We start from the raw sequence: 22,735 nt of genomic DNA, 5'->3' as shown, positions 1-22,735 counted from the left end.
GGGACGATACCTCGATAGGCGGCGGCCGGAATAGGCATGGTTTCCTCTGGCTTTCTATGGAGCTCCGCGTTTCAGCCACGGTTGGTCCGTGGCTTCGCTGCGTGCTGCACAATCCTAGAAACTGGGTAGCAAGCGCCATGCCACCTGACTCAAGCAGGGTTCGGCCCCGCGACGCGGTGCTTTTGTCGGGCTTTCGACATTCTTGTCCTGTGTCCGACACAACATGGTTTGTTGGATCGCACCTAACGCAATCATGCTTCCGGTTGGCGCGATGGAGGTCCCGGCTCGACCCCGGGCCACATCCCTTCGCCCTCAACATTGAGCGGTGATCGCCAAGAATTGGCGTCAGGAAACGGCGGCCAATCAGGCGTTTTTTGGCGGCATGTGGTGCTGCTTTCCGATCTTGCCTTACAGAGACGGGAGCCTCGTCGGCCGCTGCCCTGCGGTCTATTCGAGCTTCTTGCTCTGGGCGTAAGCGGCGCGAGAATTCCGGTGCCGCGCATGCCTATGGCTCTGGTGGCGGGGCGGCAACGCGCTGGTGGCGATCGGCATGGACCGCACACGGTCAATGCCGGCCGCATTTATCTCAGCGCCGGCCCGTCAAACCGATCGACTTTCGCGAGGGCTGGTCGTGCCCACTTCAACAAGATCGGCGAGGTGAGGGGGAAGGCGGAGGAGGCTGAACATGGACGGCGCTCATGCAGTGTCGACGCCGAGCGGTACGATGATCTTCCAGCGCTACCGGATCGCTGGCTTGGCCGACGAGCTGGCGCCGCATCAGCCCACTCGTCGCGGCCGAGGCGGAGCCGCAGATACGAGGGGCTGCTCATCATCCGCGATGTGACGGACCAGCCCGAAGGCCTCATGCGCCGCATATGAAGTCTTTGATCGAATCGCATTCGCTGGCCACGATTGGTCGGGCACCGGAAAATCCGACGGGGAGGCGGCGTCGGATTTACTCATGCCGCAGCGCGTCGATCGGGTCGAGCCTGGCGCCGCGCAGCGCCGGGAAGAAGCCGAACACCATGCCGATCAGCGCCGAGAAGCCGACGGCGAGCAGAATGACCGCCGGGCTTGGCGCGAACGGTATCGTCAGCGTCGCCGAGGCGAGGCCGGCCAGCGAAAGCCCGATCAGGATGCCGATGATGCCGCCAAGCAGCGACAGCACCGTCGCCTCGACCAGGAACTGGATGAGGATGTGCTTTTCATGCGCGCCGATCGCCAGCCTGATGCCGATCTCGCGCGTGCGCTCGGTGACCGACACCAGCATGATGTTCATAATGCCGATGCCGCCGACCAGCAGGCTGACGCCGGCGACCGCACCCAGCATGCCGGTCATTGTGGTGGTGGCGCTGGCCATGGCGTCGGCGATCTGGGTCATGTCGCGGATGGCGAAATCGGGATCGCGGTCGGGCGTGATGCGGCGCGTGTCGCGCAGGATGTCCTCGACGCGCGGCTGCAGTTCGGTGGTCGGCGTGCGGTCGTCGGCGGCGATATAGATGTTGTCGAGGTCGCGGTTGCCGGCGATGCGGCGCTGATAGGCGTGCAACTGCATCAGCACGACATTGTCCTGGTCCTGGCCGAAGCCGGTATAGCCCTTAGGCTCCAACAGACCGATGATCTTGCACGAGGTGCGATTGACGCGGATGATCTCGCCCTCAGGCTCGCCGGCACCGAAGAATTGCTGGCGCACCGTCTCGCCGATCAGGCAGACGCCGGTGCCCGAGCGGGTTTCGGAATCGCTGAACCGCCTGCCCGACACCAGCTTCCAGTCGCGGGCGTCGAGATAGGCGCTGTCGGTGCCGGTGACGCCCGAGGTCAGGCTTTCGGTGCCGAAAATGACGCGGACCTGCTTTTGCGAGGCGGGCGAAATGGCGCGCGCGCCGCTCAGATGCGCGACCAGCGCCGTGACATCCTTTTCGGCCAGCGGACGCATGACCTGGTCGAGCCCGCCCGGTCCGCCGGGCCCGGCGGGACGGCCGGCGCGGACGACGAGAAGATTGCTGCCGAGCTTGGAAATATCGGCCTTGACCTTCTCCGTCGTGCCGGAGCCGATGGTGAGCATGGCAATGACGGCGGCGACGCCGATGACGATGCCGAGCAAGGTCAGGAATGAGCGCAGCACGTTGCGGCGGATCGAGCGCAGCGAGAGGCGGACGGTCTCCCAGATCATGCGGCCTCCGCCTTCATGGTGTCGGAAGCGACGTGGCCGTCGAGGAAGCGGATGGTGCGGCCGGCATAGCCGGCGACATCGGCCTCGTGCGTGACCATGACGATAGAGAGCCCGAGATCGGCGTTGAGCCTGGTCAGCAATTCCATGATCTCGTGCGTGCGCGCCGTGTCGAGATTGCCGGTCGGTTCGTCGGCGACAAGCAGCGTCGGCCGGGTCACGATGGCGCGTGCGATCGCCACGCGCTGCTGCTGGCCGCCAGAGAGCTCCGCCGGCGTATGGTGCTCGCGCCCGATCAACCCGACCTCAGCCAGCGCCTGCATGGCGAGATCGCGGCGTTCGCGGGCGCCGACGCCACGGTAGATCAGCGGCAGCTCGACATTTTCCGCCGCCGTGGTGCGCGGCAACAGATTGTAGCCCTGGAAGACGAAGCCGACATAGAGGTTGCGCAGCAAGGCGCGACGGTTGCGGTCGAGCCGTCCGGCATCGACGCCGATGAAAGAATAGGTTCCGACCGTCGGCGTGTCGAGGCAGCCGATGATGTTCATGGCGGTCGATTTGCCCGAGCCGGACGGGCCCATGATGGCGACGAACTCGCCGCGCCGGATGGCGAGATCGACGCCGGCCAGCGCATGCACGCGGGCCTCGCCCTCGCCATAGCTTTTCCAGACCTTGTCGAAGGTGATCAGCAGGGGAGCCGACACCGGTCAGCTCCGCTGCTGCGCGCCGGTGATGACCTGCGCGCCTTCGTCGAGACCGGACGTGATCTCGGTCAACTCGCCGTCGGTCGAGCCGATCCTGACGTTGACCGGATGCGGCCGTCCGTTCTCCAGCACATAAAGCGTGCGCGAGCCGTCGGTCGGCGCCTTCGTCGCTTCGCGCTGCCGGTTGGGGCGGCCCATGCGGCCGGTGAACAGGTCGCGCAGGCTCCAGCCACGCTCGGCCAGTTGCGCCGGGCGGTAGCGGAAGGCGGTCGAGGGCACCGTGAGCACGCCCTTGGCCTGCTTGGTGACCACTGAGACGGTTGCCGTCATGCCTGGCCTGAGCAGAAGCTCGTTGTTATCGACCTCGAGCCGCGCATTGTAGGTGACGACGCCATCGGTGGTGACAGAGGCATAAGCGATGTCGCGGATTTCGGCGTCGAAGGGGCGGTCGGGGAAGGCGTCGACGGTGAAGCGGGCATGCTGTCCAGGTTTCACCGCGCCGATATCGGCCTCGTCGACTGCGGCCTGCAATTCCATGTTCCTCAGGTCGGCGGCGATGATGAACAGCACCGGCGCCTGCAGCGAGGACGCAACCGTCTGGCCGGGATCGACCGAGCGCGTGAGCACAATGCCGTCGATCGGTGCGTAGATCGTGCTCTTGGCAAGGTCGGTCCGCTGCGCCTTGAGGTCGGCCCGGGCGATGGCCAGATTGGCCTCGGCGCTGTCCAGTGCCGCCTTCGAACGATCGCGCGTTGCCGTCGCTGCCTCAAGCGACTGGTCCGTCGCCATGCCGCGCTTGGTGAGGGCCGCCGCGCGCACCACGGCGTTCTCGTTTTCCTGCAGCGTGACCTTGGCGGTCTCGACGGCTGCCGCCGCCGCCTTTGCCGAGGCTTCGGCACGTTCGATCTGGACCTCCAGCTTGGCGGTATCGAGCGTCGCCAGCACGTCGCCCTTCTTCACCTGCTGGTTTTCATTGGCCGCGACCGAGCGGACGATGCCGGAGAGCTCGCTGGAAATGTCGACCTGGGTCAGCGGCTGCAGCGTGCCCGTGGCCGATACCTCGACGATGAGGTCGGCGGTCGCCGCGGGCACGGTGGTATACTCGACCCTCGGCGGAGCGGCCGCATACTCTTGGTAAACGCCAGTGCCGGCCGCGACGATCGCTGTCGCCAGCAGAACGTAGAGCCAGAAGCGTCGACGCTTGCGGCTTACGCCCTTACGGTCGAGCCCGAGCGCGCTCTCGATGGAAGTGTCGGATCCCGCCTTCGACGGATTGACAAGTTGGTCCAGGCCAGACCTCCAATGCTGAAAATTGCTGTCCCTATCCGTGCACAGATCAGGTCTTAAGGTTCAGATTTGATTAATCCTCGTGTTGAGATTGAGGCAGAACCTTGAGGCGGGCGAATGGTTGTCCCCGCGGTCACTTGCTTTACGATGCGATTACCACCGAACGGCTGGCCGGAATTCCACTTGCAGTGGTGCCGAACTCGCCAGCAAGGGAACCGGCATCTTCGTGCGGGAGGAGAATATCGGACCGATGCCTTGCCCGGGGAGAAAGCGTGACGGCTTAACCTTCGACGAGTTCGATCTGGTGAAACTGCCGCTCTTTCGCAGCGTGGCGATCTTCAGCGACAGACTGGCGAAGGCCGGGTTTCTAACCCGTCATGGAGTTGCTCCTGCACTTGTTTCGACCGGTTTTAGGCAGATCAGGCCGTGAGGGAATGTCCCTTGCCCGCAGATGATCGGCAACCGGGCCCGATCGCGCGACGCGCGGGATCGGTTCTTCCGTGGAACCAGCAGTCGATGTCTCAAGAATAAGGTTCCGTGGCTATCGCGCGACCCATGGCTGGCGCAGCAAGGCAGCAGCATGAGCGCGCGCTCCTCAGCAATCACCCTGGTCAGGATCTGGTGAGGATCGAATTCGGCTCGGCTGCGACGATTATCATCCGTGCCGCCATCCGGTCCTCCCCGAACGTCTCATAGGCGACCCTTCTGTGTCCGAAACTGACAAGAATGTCGGAACCCCACCGGCGGTCACAACCAGGCACCGGCTGGCGAGCAAGCGGTCGAACGCAAACGGAGCGCGATCGGCATGCAAATTGCTTTGATGAACCTCGTAGACGTCGACAGGGCGTCGCGGAGGACGGGTAATAAACCAGGAGCGTGCTCGATGCTCGCAGTGCGACGGCCAGAACAGGATGATGAACCCAGCCACACCTGGGCAACTGGACCGCTATAGCCAGCCGGGGCGCTTCCTCGTAGATCGCGCCACCTGTGCCAAGCCGGTTGGCGTCCATCAGCACCACGAGGGCCACCCTATGCAGCTCCCGAGGCTGGCCACAGCGTGCATGTAGAACCAAGCGCGCCCCTCGGCTTTGCGTGGTCCGTTCGAACCGCGCCAGGACGGCATCGATGTGTGGACGCTGGACGTGCGCTCGGCCCTTCAGATGGCGCGAGCGCTCTCGCCCGATGCGCCGCACCCATTCATCCGATCATCCGGTTTGACCAGCCATGTCGCCTTTGCATTCGATCTATCGCTACTTTGAGACGCTTATCCGCCCGCTGGATATCCCCTACGCGCCGTTGCCGGCAACAGGTCCGTTTGCGCTGCTTTTGCATTTCGCACGCATGTTCCGCGGCGTGCTGGGGACCATCGCCGTCTTCACGATGGCGGTCGAGGGAATAAACCTCGCGGTGATCTGGGGCATGTCTATCATTGTGGACGGCGTGAACAAGAAAGGTGCGGCGGTTTTCCTTGAGGAAGCTTGGCCTACGCTTACGTGCCTCGGGCTGCTGATGTTCCCGGTGCAACCGCTGCTGATGTTCTTCGTCAAAACGTTGGGGTCCCAGGCAATGAACGTATGCATGCCCGCGGCTATGAAATGGCACGGCTACAAGGCGGTCGAACGTCAGGACCTTGCTTTTTTCGAGGATCTCTTCGCCGGCCAGGTGGCGTCGCGCATTTCGCAACTCGCCTCTGCCGTGCAGCAGCAGATCGTCGTAGCGTCTTACAGCATACCGCATTTCCTCGTGCACGTTCTCGGTTCGCCCTGGCTGCTTGGCACAATGTCCTGGCCACTGGCGCTTCCGGTCTTGTTTTGGATCGTGGCCAACGTCGCTGTCGCGGTTGCGGCAGTGCCTCATTTTTCCCTCCGGTCCCGCCACTCTGCCCGCGCGCACAGCCTCGTCATTGGCGCCATGACCGACTTCTACAGCAACATCCATCTGGTCAAGCTGTTTGCGGCCGAAGACAGCGAGGCGGGCGCAATGCGCACGATCATGAGAGATGCCATCGAGACGCAGCACCTTGAACGGCGCATTCACCTAACAACCGACACCAGCGTTTTCTTGCTGAACGTTGTTCTTTCGCTCACCAACATCGCCGTAGGGTTGTGGGGACTCGTGGGCGGTTTTCTAACCACCGGCCAGTTTGTTGCTTCAATGCTACTCATTCAGCGGCTCAGCGCCAACTCCCTGGCCTTTCTCCAGCTAGGGCAGCAGATATTCCAGGCTGTGGGCACGATACGCGACGCGATGCCTGTCATCACCACGCCTCCAACGGTAATCGACGCCCCCGGAGCTAAGCCGCTGGCCGTGGTCGCCGGCACCGTCGAGTTCAGGGATGTCAGGTTCGAATACCGGCAGGGAAAAGGGGTACTTGAGAACCTATCGCTTAGGGTCCGCGCCGGCGAGAAGGTCGGGCTCGTCGGCATGTCGGGGGCTGGCAAGTCGACTCTAATCAGCCTGCTTTTGCGGTTCTTCGATGTAAACGATGGCGCAATCGTCATCGACGACCAGGATATCCGTTCCGTAACGCAAGCAAGCCTGCGTGAGAATATCGGGGTCGTTGCCCAGGATGTCTCGTTGCTGCATCGCTCTGTCGGGGACAATATCCGTTACGGCCGGCCGGATGCCTCGCCGGAGGAGGTCGAACGCGCAGCAGTGCTGGCCGATGCGGACGGCTTTGTTGCGGATCTGAAGGACAGCGAAAACCGCACCGGCTACGATGCTTTCGTCGGCGATCGCGGGGTGAAGCTTTCCGGCGGTCAGCGTCAGCGGGTCGCCATCGCACGGGTGCTGCTTAAGGACGCGCCCATCCTCCTTCTGGACGAGGCGACTTCCGCCTTGGACAGTGAAGCCGAGGCGGCGGTCCAAGAAAAACTCGAGCTTCTGATGGAGGGCAAGACGGTGATCGCCATTGCCCACCGCCTGTCGACAATTGCCGGCATGGACAGGATCGTCGTGCTCGACAAAGGGCGCATCGTCGAGGAGGGCTCCCCCTCGGAGCTACTCAAACGGGACGGCCTTTATGCCCGGCTGTGGAGGCGGCAAACCGGTGGCCACATTACGGACACTTCCGAGGGGAGCTCCAGATAAGCCCGTTGGAAGTCTGTGTTAGAAGTCTTCGGTGTGCCGGCAGTGATCCGGATAACCCGAACAGCCCCAAAATTTTTCGTGCGTCGTGTGATTCTCGCGTATCTTCATCGATCGTCCGCAGGCCGAACAGGTCTTGCGCGAGAAGACGCGCTGATCCTTGGCAATCGCCATCACCCGGACCTCGCCAGCCCCGTTGGCGTTAAGAATGCGCACACACTCTCTTGTGGTCTCTCCGGTCGTATAGACGTCGTCGAGCAGCAGAATCTTGGCACCGCTCCAAGTGTAATCCGTATCGAAGGCGTCCTTGATGGCCTCCGCTCGCTGCAGGGCGTTCATCTGCTTGTAGCCGTCGATCTCCTTGACGGTTTTCAGGCCGCTGAGTTCAACCTCGATATCCTCGTCGAAATGGTCGGAAGCGCTTTCGAGCAGTTCCTTGAAGCGGTTGCGCTCCTGCGAGGGCTTCATGGGTACGGGGATGATGCAATCGGGATTCCAGTCGAAAAGGGCGACGGCGCGGCCAACGCATTCGCCGAGGATCTGCGCTTGGCTGTCATTATTTTTCAAAGACAGAACGGCCGCGCTCAAGGGGCTGGTTGCGTGCCGTGGATCGGACGCCGTGAAATAGCGGCCAAGTGCATAGACGACGGGCTCATCGTCGCAATGGAGAATAGAGCCCCAATGGCTGTGGAAGGGCCATTTGCTGGTCAGCGCTTCGCCGATGTAGCCGCGCCCACCGATGCGGTCTCGGCGTAGCAGCGTCGAGGCCTTCGACATGAAAATGTCGGGCGCACTGGACGAGAGCTCGAAGATCGACGTAGGACCCCAGCGGACTGCAACGGAAGCCAATCCGGCGTGGTAGGCGGCCTCTACATCTCCGACATCATCGCCGATGTAGAGCGACTCCCGGCTTGCTGCGATGCCAAGGCGCCGGAGGGCTTCCTCGATCGGCGCAGGATCTGGCTTGTGGTTCTCGGTGTCGCCGTAGCTGACCAGCACGTCGTAGGGAATTCGGAACTGCTGCAGAACAGCGGTCGCGTACCATTCCGGCGATGACGTAACAATGCCGACTGCCTGCCCGTCGGCCCGCAGCAGCGCAGGAAGTTCATGCGGCGCTGCCCGCCCTTGCGCTGGAAAGGCTCGGATGAGATTCATATTCTGACGAACGGCGTTCCACATCTGCGAGCGCCGCAGATGTGCAAGCGCCGAGCTGTCGACAAGCGTCATGTCGAGGTCGAAAAGAAACACGTTCGGCATTGGTCAGAGCATCGACATCTGCGTGGGTGACGATGGCCGAACCGGCGCGTCTTGGGCTGCATCACCTCCCAACCGATTTTCCAGCAGCTCAAGCATGGAGGTGTAGTCCTCCTTGCTGGCAAGCGGCACAGCCACGGGGCCATTGGGATATCGTTCGGAGAGAATACGCCGATAGTCGCCTTCGGCACGCGCGATGTCGGCAAAGCGGGTCGCCGAAAACTGCGTCATCGCGAGAATGCCCTGGCTCTTGGGTTCTGCGGCGTGGCGGCCCTGCGGCACTGGCGCGAACAACAGACGGTTCTGCTGGATCGTGTAGCGGACCGTATGCATCGACCCGCCCTTGATGTCGGTTTGCATGACGAAGGTCGCGACCGAAAGCCCGCTCTGCAGGCGATCGCGCTGGACGAGATTGCGCGGCGACGGCGGCACACCGAAGGGCTGCTCGCTGATCAGCGCGCCGTCCTTGTCGAGAATCTCGTCGGCAAGCTTTGCGTTCTGTCTCGGATAGATCGCGTCGAGACCGCCGGCCATTACGGCGATGGTCCGCCCGCCATGATGCAGTGCTGCTTGGTGACTAAGCGTATCGACTCCGATCGCCAGCCCGCTGACGATCGCCCAATTCGCGCTGATGAGGATTTCCACAATCCTATCACTAACGATTTCGCCGAACTCGGACGGCTCGCGCGTCCCGATACAGGCGACGCTGCGGCGGGGCGGCAGTTTGCCCTTAACGAAGAGAATGGGAGGGCGATCGGAGAGGGAACGAAGAGCCTCGGGATAGTCGGTGTCGAAGACAGAGAGGACGCGCACGCCACGTCGCTCGGCTTCATCAAGCACCCTCTGGGCTTTTTCACCGGCATTGACTAGAGCGGCGGGTTCGTGAAGGCTCTCGGCGACGGCGGCCGACACCACGCTTCGAAGCTTCCCAGGCTCTGCTTCGACGATGCCGTCCAAGAGCGCAAAGCGCTCGGCGAGCCGTTCGGCCGTAGCCGGACCGATGCCGCGCAAAGCTGTGAGCGTGAGAATACCAGCTGCGGTTCGCGTCTCGGTGCCAATCATGAATCAACGCCTTTCAAAATTACGACCGGTCTTCAGCGTTCTGTGGCGACAGCCTTGTCAAGCGCTGCGGATGGACGGTGTCGGCGTGTCCAGCCGTGGCGAGAGACGTTCTACGAGGAGCGAGATTTGCGGAGAATGTGGAGCGAGGGTCGCTGATAGCATGGATGCGCAGGGCCGGGTGCTTTGGTAGCCTGACGGTCAGCTCGAGCTTTCCGCCCACGGCTTCGACATAGCTGCGAAGGGTCGAGATGTGCATATCAGCTCGGTTTTCGATCTTGGAAACAGACGGCTGTTTGATCTTCAGAGCGGCAGCGACGTCAGCTTGGGCCTTGCCTGCTATGCGGCGCAGGGCCCGAAGACCTTCTACCTCTTTGGTCGGCTTCGAATATAGCGCCTCGGTGTGGTCCCGCTGTCTCTGCGGCACAGATGCAAGGATCTCGATACCACGTGCCACGAAAATTTAACTCCGTAATGTTGGCGGACCGCACTTGCGTCAGACGAAACACGGCACACGATTGCGAGAGCCGGCATCGGAACCCTGCAGGGCAGTCAAGATATCGATCGCGCCATCTCAAACGTGCTGTCGGACCACCAGAATGACGGCTCTGATCGAATATAGCTCTCAGGCTATCTTGGATCAACGTCGAACCGCTAGGCCGAACCCCTGGTTAAGCCCGGTGCTACAGAAGGGCACTTCGGTGAGATCAAGCCCCAGCAAACAACCAAGGCAAGCTATCATGCCAGGACAAAGCCCATCCGAGGCGCCGCGCCGGGCTGCGGATGTCCCGCCGACTTGTTTAACGACGCCACCGCAATTCGCTCCGCAAGGGCTCGCGAACCGAAATTCAAGCACGCCATTGCCGTAAACTGATCCAGCTCAAGGCAGCCCGCGGCCACCCATGTAAAAACGGGCAACGAGCGCGGGCGCACCAGACAAAGGGCAGTGACCAAAGCGATTCCTCGACGTCGCGTCGAAGTTCAACGTCTTCGCGCCAGCGCCCAGGAATGGTCCACGCGACGAACAGTACGGGCGAACGGCGCTGACAGCCGCCGACGTTCAACGAAAAATCACCAACGGCTATCCCGATCCCTGGGGGCCAAGGAGGCTGCCCTATGAATCGCTGCACATCATCATTTGCAACTCTTGCTTTCGCCACTGTCTGCACATGGTCGGCCTTCGCCACGGCAGCGGATCGGACCATCTATTCAGCGCCCGACAAGAGCCTCGTGTTCCTTGGTGGCGTCGGCTACACGTGGCTCAAGGCCGACGAGCTTGTCTTCGACAGCGCGGGCAACCGTATCAGCAAATTGATCTGGCAAACCAATGCGCCGGTCCTGACGGCCGGCCTCACCGCTGACGCAAACGGCTGGACCTTTTCAGCCAATGCCGTGGTAGGTTTTTCTGGCAACAGCCACATGGAAGATTACGATTGGTTGGAATTGGCGCCGAGCTTTGCTGCTGCAGATTGGTCGAATCAGTCGATCCATCCCGACACTCACCTTGACCGCTACATCAACCTTGACCTCGCAGCAGGCCGGGATTTCGCGATCGACGAGGTCACGACCCTCAACCTGCATGGCGGCTTCAAATACACGAACGTGAAGTGGAGCGCTTATGGCGGTTCGTACGTAGGTAGTGTGAAACGCTTTCGCGACACTCGCGGCAAGTTTCCCCCCGACGAACCGCTCGTCGATTACGAACAGCGCTATCCGGGCTTTTTCCTTGGTGTGGAAGCCACCACGAAACTAGACAATTGGGCGCTCTCGGGTCTCGTGCGCGGCGGCCTTTCGATTAACGCACGCGCCATTGACCTTCACTGGCCGAGCAGGGTGGGCCAATATGACTTCCGTACCAATCCCTTCATCTCGGTCGGCGCCAAGGCTGATTATCGAATCAGCGACCGCGCCAGCCTCTTCCTGACCGGCAATTTCGACGAGTATTTCCGGGAGAAAGGCGACACGACATCGTACGAGCTTTCGAAGGGCGCCCAAAGCAGCATGACCTTCAAGGATAGCGCTGGCCTGGACTTCTATGCCTTAACCATGTCGGCCGGCTTCAAGCTGACGTTTTGAGTACAATCGCGTCTGAGCCGAGCACAAACCTGGCGCCAGCCCGCCATCTGCTCGCCGAGAGTGCCTATAGCTCGAGCGGGATTCCGCGACCCCTCGTCCAGCACGGCATCGCTCCGCGGTTCCGGCTCATGGAGACACCGCATGAAGCGTAACTCCGATCCGATTCTTTAGCGCCAAGCCACAAGATCGACAACACACCTTCGCTCGCCTCAAGTAATGGGGACCCATTCTCGTCCGCTATCGCCTTCGCCGCCAGTTTTCACTTCCGGGATCAATCAGTCCAGACGCTGGCCACGAGCAGGCAGAGTTTCCGCTAGCCGATGGACCTCTTCCTTGCGAGGGGAACCATCGCGATGTTGCGATCGATCGCATCGACGACGTCTTTGCCGAGCCACAGGTTGTTCTTCTCGGCGCTCCATACGTTGAGGAAGCGCTGCACGGTTTCGTGGGCACAATCGAGAACCAGCTTCTCTGGCAGGCGTGCTTTTGCTGCCAGGTAGCGGAGCTCGTCTTCGTTGAATTCGCTGACCCTGTTGGTACGCGCAAATTTCAGCGCCGCCGTTTCATCGGGAATGTAGGGGATGGTGGACAAAAGATCGTAGGCCGGAGACAATGCAGGCGTTCTGCGATCGTAATAGATCAGCGACCAATTTTTGAGATGCATATCGGCATTGCCGATCAGTGTGCAATAAACCAACCGCCGGATGAATTCGGCGATGCTCTCCTCGTTGGTTTCGATCCCGAGGACCGTGGCGATGTTGCGGTAGCTCGCAGTTTCGTACTTCTGGTCGGGATAGCGGCGAAAGACCTGCGCGAAGTCCTCTATGTGGACAAGATCTTCGCCGTCTCGATCGAAACGCCGAATGGCGAAAGCCTTGTCGCCGCGCAATCGCCCCAGCCCCTCGGGAAGCCCTTCCAGAGAGTCGACATGGACCAAGTCGATTTCAGGGACATTGATGCCGATGCGAGAGGCGATCGTCATCATCGAGAATTCATTCTCGGGGACGCCGTCAAACCGCTCAGCCGGGAGTTTCACAATCCAGGAGCCGCCGACGCCCTTGGCCGGAATGACGAGGCCGCTGTTCTTGCGCTTGTTTCTGATGGCCGAGAACTTCAGCTGCACGCCGGCGAGCGAAAACCGCAGTGCCTTTTCTTTTTGTCTGCCGTCGCCGACAGCGTTGTCGGCGGGCGGCCACGCCTCTGCGTTCGTCGGCGTGATGGTCACGGCGCCGGGTAGGTCGCGCCCCAGCACCCACAGCAGGAAAAACTCGCGTACCTCCTTCACGCCGGCCCGTTCTGCCAGGTACTTGCGCAATGGACCTTCCGGCAACAGGTTTGAGAAGAAAGGCGATACCTGAACATGGGTGGCTGGTTGCTCGGTGATGAGCCCGCCGTGATCGTCTTTGAAGGAGAGGCTTAAGGTCGGCCGTCGCGCATCGTCGATGTATTCCTGGGTGAATGCAAAGATCGAGCGGTCTCCTTGCAGGAGCGTGAGCGTGCCGATCTTGTTTCCATACAGGGCGACATCGAGGATGGACACATCACTCATTGTCGTCCTCCAGATCATAGGCTGGTTTCGGGCCGGCTGTCGTTACATTGACAGCGTGAACGAGACGATTGCGCAATGCCTGCAGCGATCCCGTTGCCTCGCGCAGCTTATTGACCACCTCGGGTGCCGCGGTGATCCTGCGTATGTCCTCGTCAAGCGCTGCGCTCCGTGCCAAGGCGCGCCGCAACTCGTCGAAAGGCTTGAGCGCCTTGTTGAGCGCCTGGACATCGATCAGCTGAAATTGAATGGGAATGCTGCGGAGCTCCCTCAGGACCGTCGACGCGCGATGCAATTGCGAGTCATTGGGTAGAGCTGTGCGCAGCGTCTGCGTGACGATCTCAGCTTGGCGTAGTTTGTTCAGGGCGCTCGCGGCTGCTTTGCTGGTCGCCTGGGGCGTGGTCGACCGCACGACACTGTCCACTGCGGGAAGCGCCTTCTTCGGCACGAGCTTCACCTCAAGATCGAGGAGCCGCGCCAGCTGAATGAGGCTGGAAAGTTGCAGATCGACCTTCCCGCTCTCGATTTTGGAGATGTGACTTTGAGGCACGCCTGCGCGCGCGCCGAGGCCACGCTGGCTCAAGGCTTTCGCCTCGCGCGCGGACTTAAGCACATTAATGATGTCTTCTGTTTCGTAGGGCATTTGATGTTCTTTTACATATCAGTCTCGATCGCAGATATGCTTTTGCATATCAGATTGCAAGGCCGTTTGGTGGCAGAGAGTGATCCGCAATTATATATCGACACGGAATTCGATATGAAATAGAATATCATTTGACTGGCGGAATTAACGCCGCCGCTCAAGGGCCTAAGCAGCGCTGCGCTCGCGCAAAACAAGTGCAGACTTGCACCACGAGCTAGGAAGCGGGTGGGTTTTCAACATTGAACGCCGGATGCTTGACCGATCATTTCGATTGCCGTTGACCATCCAATCGCGCTCGACAATACCGCCTCGGAGCTAAATAAGGCGGGTCAAAACGGATGGAGCGCGCGCCCTGGCAGTCGCCGACCTGCTCAATCAATTGCACGGCATTAGGGAGCAAACGCCACCAAATCAATAGGCAATTACATCTTTATTTCAGCGAACTCGCGTCCGGGCTGCGAAAGTGGAAAGCCGTCGACTGTCAGGGCTTCCAACTGCCATTATTGTCCGGCCCGCTAAATTTTTGGGCGAACTCGTTCACTTCGGATCGGAATTTCTCGAATGCCGATCCAGTCTCGACCGCCCGCTCCAGCACAATCCCGGGATCAAGGGTGAGGCCGTAGCTGTTCCGCTCCCGATGGCGGAAGGACCGCAGCCTCTCGAGTGCATTGAAGCATTCGTCAGAAATCACCGTGTCCCGAACGCTTGGGAAGGGATGGGCCATCCGCTTCAGTAGCGAGACATGCCAGCCCTCGCTGTGGTCAATTCTCGCACCATCAATGTCGCTCGCTATCATCGCCATTACACGTTCGCAGCCCGTGTAAATCTTCTCCACACCCGAAGCAAGGCCTTGGACCGCAAGCCAAGTCCAGACAGGACCGACATTCGCTGCTTCTTCGTATATCCTGACACTGTCGGCCAGCATCTTCGCTTCTTTTGCGATGTCGGCCAGCTCGTTGTTGATGTCAACGAAGATGCCCAGCATCGACCGCCTCCCTGGTCAAACGCTCGAGCCTGTGGGCAGGCACTTCATCGAGATAGACGACATCGAACGGCAGACCACCGAGGCAATCCTCGACGAGTCCCTCGATGGCGTATTTCAGGTGACGCGGGCAGTGCTCGACGAGGAAATCAATGTCGGAATCCGGGCCAAAACGACCTGTGGCGAGCGATCCTATCACACGTACAGTCACGCCCATGTCCGAGAGCGCCTTGCAGGCAAGCCGCGCGCGAGCGACAGCCAACCGACGGCGCTCGCTTGCCCGATCCGACGCAAGACGCTTCAACCGACTGTGCGAGTGGGCCATCCCGGCAACCACGATTCCAACTCCGCTACACGCTGCGCTTTGGCAGATATGCGGTTGCCCCGTACTTAAGTCAACTCATGGTCAGTCACGAGTTTTCTCCTGAGGGACGAACGCTTGGGCGAGCCTTCCGTCCCAAGGCCTACCGTCGGAGAGAAAATGGCGAGATCAATTCCAGGCGAATGCTGCGCGATCTCGGTGAGTCCGGTGATCATGCCGTCGCCAAGGCGGCGCGAACCGCTCGAATATGAAGCCCATTCGACTTTTCAAGTTCGGCAAAAGTCGGTTCCGTCCGTGCGTCGTCTCATCCGCGGAAGCTTTCATTGGGCATAGCGCCTGCTGCGACCAAAACGCCTTTGAACCGAGGAGAGTTTTGTGTACGTGCCAACTTTCGTGTGCGCTATGTGCGAGTGGATCGAAACGTAGCGAAAAAGCGGACGACGGCTCGCGGGACACAGCCACTGTCGTAATCATATGCAGCGCAGAGTTGGCTCGATGCAATCGGCGCCGATCAGAAACCCTTTTGCTCCCGAGTGGCTACTTATTCGCAGGTAGCCGAGTTCATATCCGAGACCTCAAGACTGATGATCTTGCCTGAAAGCGAGAAGTCGCCATTGTCCGTCACGAAGTCGCGCATTATGCCAGTCTCGTGCAAGGTGAATCTAAGGGTAGATTGTGGTACTGTTACCCCCTCCTTATCGCTCTCGTCGAAATAGGTCTTTGTGACCGGCCAGACGCGACCTTTCGCAAGAGCTGGCGTCACAGGGTTTTTTTGTTCGATCTCGGCCTCCTTCCCGATCAGAATGCTCGTAGTTATCGCCTCCGAGCTGTCGTCGAACAGTCTAGTCTCATAAAACATCTCGCCGGCATCGGCACGGCTTAACACGTCGAGCATCTGCTGTGTCGGAAACAGTGTCGAGCCGATGTTGAGAGTCTGTTGCTTCGGCTTTTCCAGTTTGACTTTGACGTCCTCATCCTGTCGTGTCGCCGTCCCTCTCACCTCCTCCTGGAGTTCCTCGTCGATATAGCTTTTGGTCACGAACGAAAACGACTTGCCGCCGGGATCCTCGAAAGTCGTCGATTGCCGATCAATTACCCCGTCCGCTTCCTCCGAAATAACACGAAGCACCACACGGGTTTGAGTTGTGTAGCCTACGCAGGCAGAGCCACTGAACTCGTAACTCATGCGACCCGTTACCATGCCAACCCCTGATGGGGCGGATGCTTTAACTAGCGCCAAGTCGTAAACAGCGCGATGAGGCAACAGAACGCGCGCTGCCAAGGCGGTGCCCGGAAGTGGTAGGACACTGAGGACAGCGATAACAAGGATGAGCCGGGTCGAAACAAGCATTGAAATCTCCGTTTGATGCACCCGGATCGGGCTACAAGCGTGTCGTATGAGCTGAATGGCGCGACACCATTGGTGATGCGCCGGTGCTATCGCGCGGTCTCTGATCCACAAGGCGCACGCACTGCGGCGGGAAGACACATCGCAGACAGCCTCGCCCGGCTCGACCTCGTCATGCTGACGAGCTTGGCTGTCTGCGTCGCGGCGCAATTACTGTTCCAATTGTTCTATCGAGACATCGAACGCGGGAAGTGCTCTGCATGTTCGTGTGTGCGCAGGCACGGCTATCCCGAACCAACGGCTGGCGTAGCAACCACGAGCGCAGCAGCAAACTTTCCGAGGGTGTCTATCGGCAACCTTCTGGTGCCCGAAGCTGCACAAGAATGTCGCGACCCTCACCGAACCTGCTGGCAGCCGCCGCTTGCATCGTTCACGTTGCGGAAGGCCGAGAAGAGGGTGGCGCAGTCGCGACAATTGACTTATGAGTTCGGCCTCGGCTCCTGGCCATCAATTGGCGCCAATGTTCAAGGACGACCCGAGAGCTTGGGTCCGACCCGGGCTGAGCAAAGGGGATAAGGAACACTTGGGCGAGCACGATCCGAAGGAAGAGCTGATAGAGACGATTTTCCGCAACGGTTCGATCACCGTCGTGGGCATCCTGCTTGCCTTTTCGCTCGGCTTCGTTACGCATTGGGCGGCGAACCCCATGCCATGGGGGCTTTATGACCTGCTCGCCGTTGTGCCGATCGTGGTAGGCATCGCGTTACAGATGCGGGCACTGTCCTCGCTGCTCAACGTGAGTTCGTTGCGCCGACCCCTCTACGAACGCGCCAACCGCATCTTCATGTCCGGTCTTATCCTGACTGCCTGCGGTGTCGGGCTGGCCATCCTGCTCGATGTCCTCGAAATGTCGGCCAACGGCACCATGCCCGTCGCTTAGAGGACCCTTTGAACGCCTTGAACGATCGGTGACTCAACTGGCCGGCCCGTTTTCGCCGAAGGGCGATCGTGCTCGCGAGAGCTCTGCGGAACGAGACGACCGCATCGACCCAAATGTTCCATTCTTCGTGGCGCCAAATGACAAAAGGTCGACGCCGGCGCTCCACGTCATCTCGGCCGGGGAGCAGGCGAGAGTGGTAAGTACGTTGGCGAAGCAGGCGCCGTCCATATGGAGCGGCAGGTTCGCTGACCAGCAGATATGGCCGATCGCCTTGATCTCATCGAGCGCGTAGTCAATCCCACGTTGGTAGCCTGCGTGATGCTAACGCTGGAGGGTTGACGATTTGGGCCGGGGCATGGCCTCGCGCCTTTTCTACTCGATACGCACCAGCCTGCTGGTTGTCTTCGGCACCGCGCGTTCAGCGTGCCGGTCGGGACGGCGGTCGCCTTCGTTGCCGCTTATGTCGCAGCTCGTCGAGCATGTCCTGCTGCTAATCATCGACGTTCAGGCTTCGCTACCATTCCTCATCGTGGCGCTGGCCATGCTCGCTTATTTCGGTAATTCGCTGACGCGGTTCGTCCTATTGACGGGATTTACGGCTGGGAGCAAAAAATGCGCGGCAGGCGCCGGGACTGGCGATCACCTCCGGCGCAAACGGCTATGCCAGCGCAACGCGCCAGCTCGGCGCCCATCCGTTGTGTGTATATAAGGTATATTCTGCCCGACATTTGCGGCGACACCTCTCGTGGCCGCGACTGTGACCTTTCCGGAATCGTTCTGGTGGCTCTGCAACGGTTGTCGGTGGCCATGGTCGCCAGCGTATTCACGCAGGCGGAGCGCAGCTCCGACGGACTTTCGCTCGGCTAAGGTCGTAATCTTCGTCGAAGACACGTCGACCCAGACATCCTGATCTCTTCAACCTCAGTGTTGTGGGTGCTGAGGGCAAGCTTGGCCAACCTATGTATTTGGACGATCGGTCGCCATATGCGACGCGGCCATGGGTCCGTGGTTGATGTACGTCTTTGCAGCGACGGCAATCGCGGACGAGCTCGCTCTATGACGCAATAGCAAGATTGAATTCACCGCCTGCTCGGTTTGCCCCACCGCAGTTGGGTCGCTGCCGATCGTCGCAGCGCACCTGGCCTCACTTGTCGATTTGTTGAGTGTACGACAAAGGCAGGAGTTCGCTCAGAATCATGCAGCCATTGAAAACTACGCGAAAAAGTCTTTTGGGCTCCTGCTGCATAGTTGGCACGACTCTTGATCTTGCTTGGCTGCAACGCAGCTGGACTTAGCGAGCCCAGGAAGGAAGGAACAACATGTCAGGTCTGGTCTCCGGACACGGGGCGTATCCGAGGTTCAACACTCTCAAGATGCGTCCCCCAGCCGTGTTGACCTGGGACTTGGATCGGCAGCGACGCGCCAGACCAAATCGCTGCGTCGTTTCGCGTTCAAGGAATCGACACGCCTCGGTGTTGACCCAACCAAGCAGAGTAGAAGTTCGGATTCAGCGACGTGACTTCGGTTAGGGAGTCAAGATCATGATTTTCAATTTGCGCGGCTTTGATCGCCGATTGCCTCTAATTTGTGATTTGGATGGCACTCTGATAAAGTCGGACAGCTTGCATGAGAATTTCTTTCAAGCCTTCTTTCACTCACCGAAGCGCCTGTTTTGCTCCGTTCCGAGATGCCTTAACCGCGCCGCCTTGAAACGTACCCTGGCAAGCATTCGTCCGATCGAAGTTCGAGCCCTTCCATATCGTGAAGAAGTGTTGGTTCTGATACGTGAGGCGCATGCTGACGGACGTGAAATTCATCTCGTCACGGCAGCAGACCAGAGCATAGCTGACAGAGTCATTTCTCATCTTGGCGGATTCGACGGGGCGAAGGGCAGCGATGGCAATTTGAACCTCAAGAGCTGCAACAAGCTCAAATGGCTTCAAGAAAGCTTCCCAAACGGGTTCATCTACGCGGGCGACAGTGCTGCGGATCTCCCAATCTGGGAGGTGGCTACCGGAGCCGTTCTTGTCGGCAACGCGGTGAGGTACGCGAGCCGACTCCGAAACGCTGGCGTCGAGGTTAGGACCATCATCCCTGAAAAAAGCGAGTTGGTGAAGGACTGGCTGCACGAGCTGAGGATACACCAGTGGTCGAAGAACGTGCTGATCTTTGTCCCGCTGTTTCTCGCTCAAGAGGGGGGGGACTTTGGTGTCGTCTTGAACACGGCGATCGCCTTCGTTGCTGTCGGTCTGGTTGCTTCCTCAACTTACGTCATCAACGATTTGGCCGATTTGGAGTCGGACCGGGCGCATGCGACCAAGCGCTTCAGGGCGATTGCCGCCGGAAGAATACGCATCATCAACGGCTTCGTGGGAAGCATATTCCTGCTCGCTACAGGATTGGGAATGGCCTTGTTCTTACATCCGCGATTCGCGCTGACCCTCTCGGGTTATCTGGCGCTGACATTAGCATATTCATTCTCTCTAAAGCGCTATGCCTTGCTTGATGTGACAGTGATTGGATGGCTGTTCACATTGAGGATCATCATGGGACAAGTGCTGAACGATTTCGAATTCTCGCCATGGTTGTTTTCTTTCTCCTCCATGCTCTTCTTTTCGCTGTCGCTCGCAAAACGCCATGTGGAGGTGATGCGTGCACACTCCCAAGGACAGGAGGTTGTCAGAGGGCGCGGATATTTGCCGGACGATTGGCCACTCACCCTCGGCTATGGCGTTGCTTCCGCCTCAGCTTCGATTGTCATCATGCTGATTTTCGTCGCGCTTGATCCCAGAGTGACGGAAACCTATCGCAATTCCGTATGGCTCTTTGTGGCCCCGGCCGGCATGTTCGTCTGGCTGCAAAGGATCTGGATTCTAAGTCATCGCATGCGCTTGCATGACGATCCGGTAGTTTTTGCGCTCAAGGACAAGACGAGCTACCTCATCGGTTTTTGCATCGCATTGGCGTTTGCTTTGGCACTATAACATTAAGGCCCCGCGTGCAATCCAATGGACAATCGCAGTGATCTTGCTAAGCCCCTGTGTTCTGGCAGGAGTCGCCGGAAGTCTGGGAGAACGCGTCGGAGCCGCGCCAACGGCAGGTTTGCCGAAAGTGTGGCTTCATGCAGCCCAAGGCGGGCACTCGCTCTTGCACAAGTACACGTGGTGCAGTTGCGTCTGCAAGCCATCCAAGTGCGGCAAGTATATCTGAGACGTGGAACCTCTCCGCGGATCCGTAGCCGATGCACATGGCGCCGCATTAATCCCAAGATGCTGATTGTGGGTGCGAGCAGAGATTGCCGCCGCCAAACCTGAGGTCATCTTTTGCTAGTTAAAACCGCCTCCCTGATTTCAAGTGCTCTCACATTAGGCGCCGTAGGCTATGCCATCGGCCTGCCGGCCTCCAGGTACTTTGAGGGCAATGTTCGAATGCGTTTGCTCATCTCGCCGGCCATTGGGCTTGGCATATTCGGCGCCGCGGGTGCCTCTATCTTTCATCTACTGCCATTTACAGTCAGCAATCTACTTGCAACTACCATCTTTCTGTCAGTTGCCGCGGTAGGGTTGTCGAAAGCGGCCTGCCCGATTTTCAGCTCGCCGGTAAGTCCAAGCTTCTCCTGGATAGCTGTTGCGTCTGTTTTCGGCCTTTTACCTATGTTGACAGTCATTCCCCAATATTATGGCGCTGGCGCGAGTGTCGGTGCTCCGATTTTTGACCATGCCAAAATAGCCATCATCGATGAAATCGCTCAAAACGGTTTGCCTCCTTACAATCCGTACTATTCCGAGGCCCAGGGTTCCAATATTCTTATTTACTACTACATCTGGTACTTCTTAGCCGCTTCTTCATCAATCATTACGGGCGCCGGTGGCTGGGAGGCCGACATTGCTCTTACTGCCGTGACGGCGTTGAGTTCGATCTTCGTCGTAACATGGCTTGCCGTCGCGCAAAGTAAACGCTCAGATGCCGCATGGTGGGTACTGCCGCTACTGCTTGTAGGCCCGCTTAGCCGAATCCTTCTATTTATCTCTGAAAAGTCCGACGATTGGATTGTGGCAATGGGTCATCCGAGAACGTGGTTTGCGGAGGCGGCATGGTCACCCCAGCACCTATTTTCCGCGACCATCGTCCTAATCGTTATTACCGCATACATGCGAGTTCTATTTTGCAATATTCGAAACAATATTGCTTTGTCAGTGCTGATGGGAGCAATGCTAGCGACCGCTTACGGCAGCTCCATGTGGGCGGGCGGCCTTTCACCCCTTTTGGTATTGCCTGTTATAGGACTGCTGTCGACTCCCCATATATTACGCGCTAAGCGGACGATGCAGGTGGTCACGTCAATTTTCGTCATTGCTGCTGTGACAGTACTCTGTGCGGGGGTGCTGGCGTACGAGCAAGCAGCCATCTTGGAGACAAGAACCCCCGTGGAATTTTGGATCTTTCCCGTATTCGCCGGTGGGAAATGGTTTATTGACCTGCCGGGGTTCTGGCTCATCCGAATCATTTTCGACTTCGGCATTCTGTTTCTATCCTTTGTTGTGTGGCGGGCAGAGTCGAGCTATCCCCTCCAGAAGGATAACGGCAACCTGGCTCCAGCAGTAATGTCCACCGTATTAGTTCCGTTCGCGTGTGTTCAGTTCGTGCACAGCGTAGTCATGTATAATGACTTAGCACTCCATGTCGCAATGCCATCGACGCTCCTCATGATGGTGATTACTGCTACAGTCTTATCACGGCACATGGGCGAAAAAACAAAATTGGGACGGCTAGTGACGGTAGCTGTGGTGATATTGCTGACCCCATCGATTCTGGTTGGCGCTCGAGATCTATACGCATATGCGTTTCGGTTCCGGGTTGAGGGTCCGGAAACCGAAGAAACTAAGGCTTTCAGAGCGTCTTCTGAAATGTGGAAAGCCGTTCGACGAGTAACGCCACCCAATGATGCGGTCGCTAACAACCCGCTAGACCTTGCTGAGTTGACGTTTTCGCCGGCGAATATTTCATGGGCAATAATGTCGCAGAGGAGAAATTGTGCGACGTCTCTGCAACATCTGCGTGCTTTCGCTGGTCAACTCTCGCCGGAGCAAGCATCCGATATTGACGGGTTTTTTACAGATGTATTCCACGGCAACATCACTGAAGCTCGGCTGAAAGTTATGAAGGAAAAGTATCGTTGCAAAACGCTGGTTGTTACGGTTCGAGATGGGTTATGGGGTAAGCCGCTTCTGGACCATAATTCAGTTTTCCAGCTTGTTTCCGAGGAAAAGGGGAAGTGGCGCATTTACCGATAGTAGGTCCTAGGGTCCAACTCAGT

At 59.1% G+C, this 22,735-nt stretch carries 17 protein-coding genes; 5 read left to right on the top strand and 12 right to left on the bottom strand.

Features of this window, described 5'->3' with window-relative positions:
• Nucleotides 1-955: 955 nt before the first annotated feature.
• The 3 genes from H0241_RS26925 to H0241_RS26915 are packed head-to-tail and all read right to left on the bottom strand — an operon-like array spanning nucleotide 956 to nucleotide 4,164.
• Nucleotides 956-2,173: an ABC transporter permease gene (locus tag H0241_RS26925; protein WP_181060856.1), complete on the bottom strand. Its 1,218-nt coding sequence runs from the start codon at nucleotides 2,171-2,173 to the stop codon at nucleotides 956-958.
• Nucleotides 2,170-2,874 (bottom strand): ABC transporter ATP-binding protein, encoded by a 705-nt coding sequence (locus H0241_RS26920; protein WP_181060855.1) that lies wholly within the window; start codon nucleotides 2,872-2,874, stop codon nucleotides 2,170-2,172. The genes H0241_RS26925 and H0241_RS26920 overlap by 4 nt, the downstream gene beginning before the upstream one ends.
• 3 nt (nucleotides 2,875-2,877) lie before the next feature.
• On the bottom strand, nucleotides 2,878-4,164 hold the full coding sequence (locus H0241_RS26915) for an efflux RND transporter periplasmic adaptor subunit (RefSeq protein WP_181060871.1): 1,287 nt from the start codon (nucleotides 4,162-4,164) through the stop codon (nucleotides 2,878-2,880).
• 1,221 nt (nucleotides 4,165-5,385) lie between these two features.
• Here H0241_RS26915 and H0241_RS26910 point away from each other — a divergent pair.
• Nucleotides 5,386-7,251 carry an ABC transporter ATP-binding protein gene (locus H0241_RS26910; protein WP_181060854.1) on the top strand — a complete coding sequence of 622 codons (1,866 nt, stop codon included), beginning with the start codon at nucleotides 5,386-5,388 and terminating at the stop codon, nucleotides 7,249-7,251.
• Nucleotides 7,252-7,269: 18 nt separating this feature from the next.
• On the opposite strand, the gene H0241_RS26905 is transcribed toward H0241_RS26910, so the two are convergent.
• Genes H0241_RS26905 through H0241_RS26895 form a run of 3 tightly spaced genes read right to left on the bottom strand, consistent with a single transcriptional unit; the run spans nucleotide 7,270 to nucleotide 10,018 of the window.
• Nucleotides 7,270-8,505 (bottom strand): HAD-IA family hydrolase, encoded by a 1,236-nt coding sequence (locus H0241_RS26905; RefSeq protein ID WP_181060853.1) that lies wholly within the window; start codon nucleotides 8,503-8,505, stop codon nucleotides 7,270-7,272.
• A gap of 3 nt (nucleotides 8,506-8,508) precedes the next feature.
• Nucleotides 8,509-9,564, bottom strand: a complete 1,056-nt coding sequence (locus H0241_RS26900) for a DNA-processing protein DprA (RefSeq protein WP_181060852.1) — start codon at nucleotides 9,562-9,564, stop codon at nucleotides 8,509-8,511.
• A gap of 19 nt (nucleotides 9,565-9,583) precedes the next feature.
• Nucleotides 9,584-10,018, bottom strand: a complete 435-nt coding sequence (locus H0241_RS26895) for a helix-turn-helix domain-containing protein (RefSeq protein ID WP_181060851.1) — start codon at nucleotides 10,016-10,018, stop codon at nucleotides 9,584-9,586.
• 659 nt (nucleotides 10,019-10,677) lie between these two features.
• Between H0241_RS26895 and H0241_RS26890 the strand changes: the two genes are divergently transcribed.
• Nucleotides 10,678-11,637 carry an omptin family outer membrane protease gene (locus tag H0241_RS26890; RefSeq protein ID WP_181060850.1) on the top strand — a complete coding sequence of 320 codons (960 nt, stop codon included), beginning with the start codon at nucleotides 10,678-10,680 and terminating at the stop codon, nucleotides 11,635-11,637.
• 313 nt (nucleotides 11,638-11,950) lie between these two features.
• On the opposite strand, the gene H0241_RS26885 is transcribed toward H0241_RS26890, so the two are convergent.
• The 5 genes from H0241_RS26885 to H0241_RS26865 all read right to left on the bottom strand — a co-directional run bounded on the left by H0241_RS26885 (nucleotide 11,951) and on the right by H0241_RS26865 (nucleotide 16,481).
• Nucleotides 11,951-13,186 (bottom strand): type II toxin-antitoxin system HipA family toxin, encoded by a 1,236-nt coding sequence (locus H0241_RS26885; RefSeq protein ID WP_181060849.1) that lies wholly within the window; start codon nucleotides 13,184-13,186, stop codon nucleotides 11,951-11,953.
• Nucleotides 13,179-13,826: a helix-turn-helix domain-containing protein gene (locus tag H0241_RS26880; protein WP_181060848.1), complete on the bottom strand. Its 648-nt coding sequence runs from the start codon at nucleotides 13,824-13,826 to the stop codon at nucleotides 13,179-13,181. Before H0241_RS26880 ends, H0241_RS26885 begins: the two co-directional genes overlap by 8 nt.
• A gap of 481 nt (nucleotides 13,827-14,307) precedes the next feature.
• The gene (locus tag H0241_RS26875; RefSeq protein WP_181060847.1) at nucleotides 14,308-14,811 is read right to left on the bottom strand and encodes a ribonuclease toxin HepT-like protein; all 504 of its coding nucleotides are present in this window, start codon (nucleotides 14,809-14,811) and stop codon (nucleotides 14,308-14,310) included.
• Nucleotides 14,792-15,133, bottom strand: coding sequence for a nucleotidyltransferase family protein (locus H0241_RS26870; protein WP_081738831.1), 342 nt, complete (start codon nucleotides 15,131-15,133; stop codon nucleotides 14,792-14,794). The genes H0241_RS26875 and H0241_RS26870 overlap by 20 nt, the downstream gene beginning before the upstream one ends.
• A 538-nt stretch (nucleotides 15,134-15,671) precedes the next feature.
• Complete coding sequence (locus tag H0241_RS26865) at nucleotides 15,672-16,481, bottom strand: EipB family protein (RefSeq protein ID WP_181060846.1); 810 nt, start codon at nucleotides 16,479-16,481, stop codon at nucleotides 15,672-15,674.
• Between the two features lie 580 nt (nucleotides 16,482-17,061).
• Here H0241_RS26865 and H0241_RS26860 point away from each other — a divergent pair.
• Entirely contained in the window at nucleotides 17,062-17,418 is a 357-nt protein-coding gene (locus tag H0241_RS26860; protein WP_027038419.1) for a hypothetical protein, read from the top strand.
• A 33-nt stretch (nucleotides 17,419-17,451) separates the two neighbouring features.
• On the opposite strand, the gene H0241_RS26855 is transcribed toward H0241_RS26860, so the two are convergent.
• Nucleotides 17,452-17,658 carry a hypothetical protein gene (locus tag H0241_RS26855; RefSeq protein WP_328824839.1) on the bottom strand — a complete coding sequence of 69 codons (207 nt, stop codon included), beginning with the start codon at nucleotides 17,656-17,658 and terminating at the stop codon, nucleotides 17,452-17,454.
• Between the two features lie 1,301 nt (nucleotides 17,659-18,959).
• Here H0241_RS26855 and H0241_RS26850 point away from each other — a divergent pair.
• Nucleotides 18,960-20,402: a UbiA family prenyltransferase gene (locus tag H0241_RS26850; protein WP_181060845.1), complete on the top strand. Its 1,443-nt coding sequence runs from the start codon at nucleotides 18,960-18,962 to the stop codon at nucleotides 20,400-20,402.
• A 444-nt stretch (nucleotides 20,403-20,846) separates the two neighbouring features.
• A complete protein-coding gene (locus H0241_RS26845; protein ID WP_235984497.1) occupies nucleotides 20,847-22,712 on the top strand; it encodes a hypothetical protein in 1,866 nt (621 codons plus the stop codon).
• The last annotated feature ends 23 nt before the right edge of the window (nucleotides 22,713-22,735 follow it).

Source organism: Mesorhizobium neociceri (genome assembly GCF_013520985.1).
GTDB lineage: Bacteria > Pseudomonadota > Alphaproteobacteria > Rhizobiales > Rhizobiaceae > Mesorhizobium > Mesorhizobium neociceri.
The sequence above is the reverse complement of the archived record's forward strand: the minus strand, read 5'-3'. Positions and strand labels throughout refer to the sequence as shown.

What these genes read in the sequence shown, in the direction of transcription:
- H0241_RS26925 (WP_181060856.1), bottom strand. Translation starts at nt 2,173, where the DNA reads ATGATCTGGGAGACCGTCCGCCTCTCGCTGCGCTCGATCCGCCGCAAC.
- H0241_RS26910 (WP_181060854.1), top strand. Translation starts at nt 5,386, where the DNA reads ATGTCGCCTTTGCATTCGATCTATCGCTACTTTGAGACGCTTATCCGC.
- H0241_RS26905 (WP_181060853.1), bottom strand. Translation starts at nt 8,505, where the DNA reads ATGCCGAACGTGTTTCTTTTCGACCTCGACATGACGCTTGTCGACAGC.
- H0241_RS26900 (WP_181060852.1), bottom strand. Translation starts at nt 9,564, where the DNA reads ATGATTGGCACCGAGACGCGAACCGCAGCTGGTATTCTCACGCTCACA.
- H0241_RS26890 (WP_181060850.1), top strand. Translation starts at nt 10,678, where the DNA reads ATGAATCGCTGCACATCATCATTTGCAACTCTTGCTTTCGCCACTGTC.
- H0241_RS26885 (WP_181060849.1), bottom strand. Translation starts at nt 13,186, where the DNA reads ATGAGTGATGTGTCCATCCTCGATGTCGCCCTGTATGGAAACAAGATC.
- H0241_RS26880 (WP_181060848.1), bottom strand. Translation starts at nt 13,826, where the DNA reads ATGCCCTACGAAACAGAAGACATCATTAATGTGCTTAAGTCCGCGCGC.
- H0241_RS26875 (WP_181060847.1), bottom strand. Translation starts at nt 14,811, where the DNA reads ATGCTGGGCATCTTCGTTGACATCAACAACGAGCTGGCCGACATCGCA.
- H0241_RS26870 (WP_081738831.1), bottom strand. Translation starts at nt 15,133, where the DNA reads ATGGCCCACTCGCACAGTCGGTTGAAGCGTCTTGCGTCGGATCGGGCA.
- H0241_RS26865 (WP_181060846.1), bottom strand. Translation starts at nt 16,481, where the DNA reads ATGCTTGTTTCGACCCGGCTCATCCTTGTTATCGCTGTCCTCAGTGTC.
- H0241_RS26850 (WP_181060845.1), top strand. Translation starts at nt 18,960, where the DNA reads ATGATTTTCAATTTGCGCGGCTTTGATCGCCGATTGCCTCTAATTTGT.
- H0241_RS26845 (WP_235984497.1), top strand. Translation starts at nt 20,847, where the DNA reads ATGCGTTTGCTCATCTCGCCGGCCATTGGGCTTGGCATATTCGGCGCC.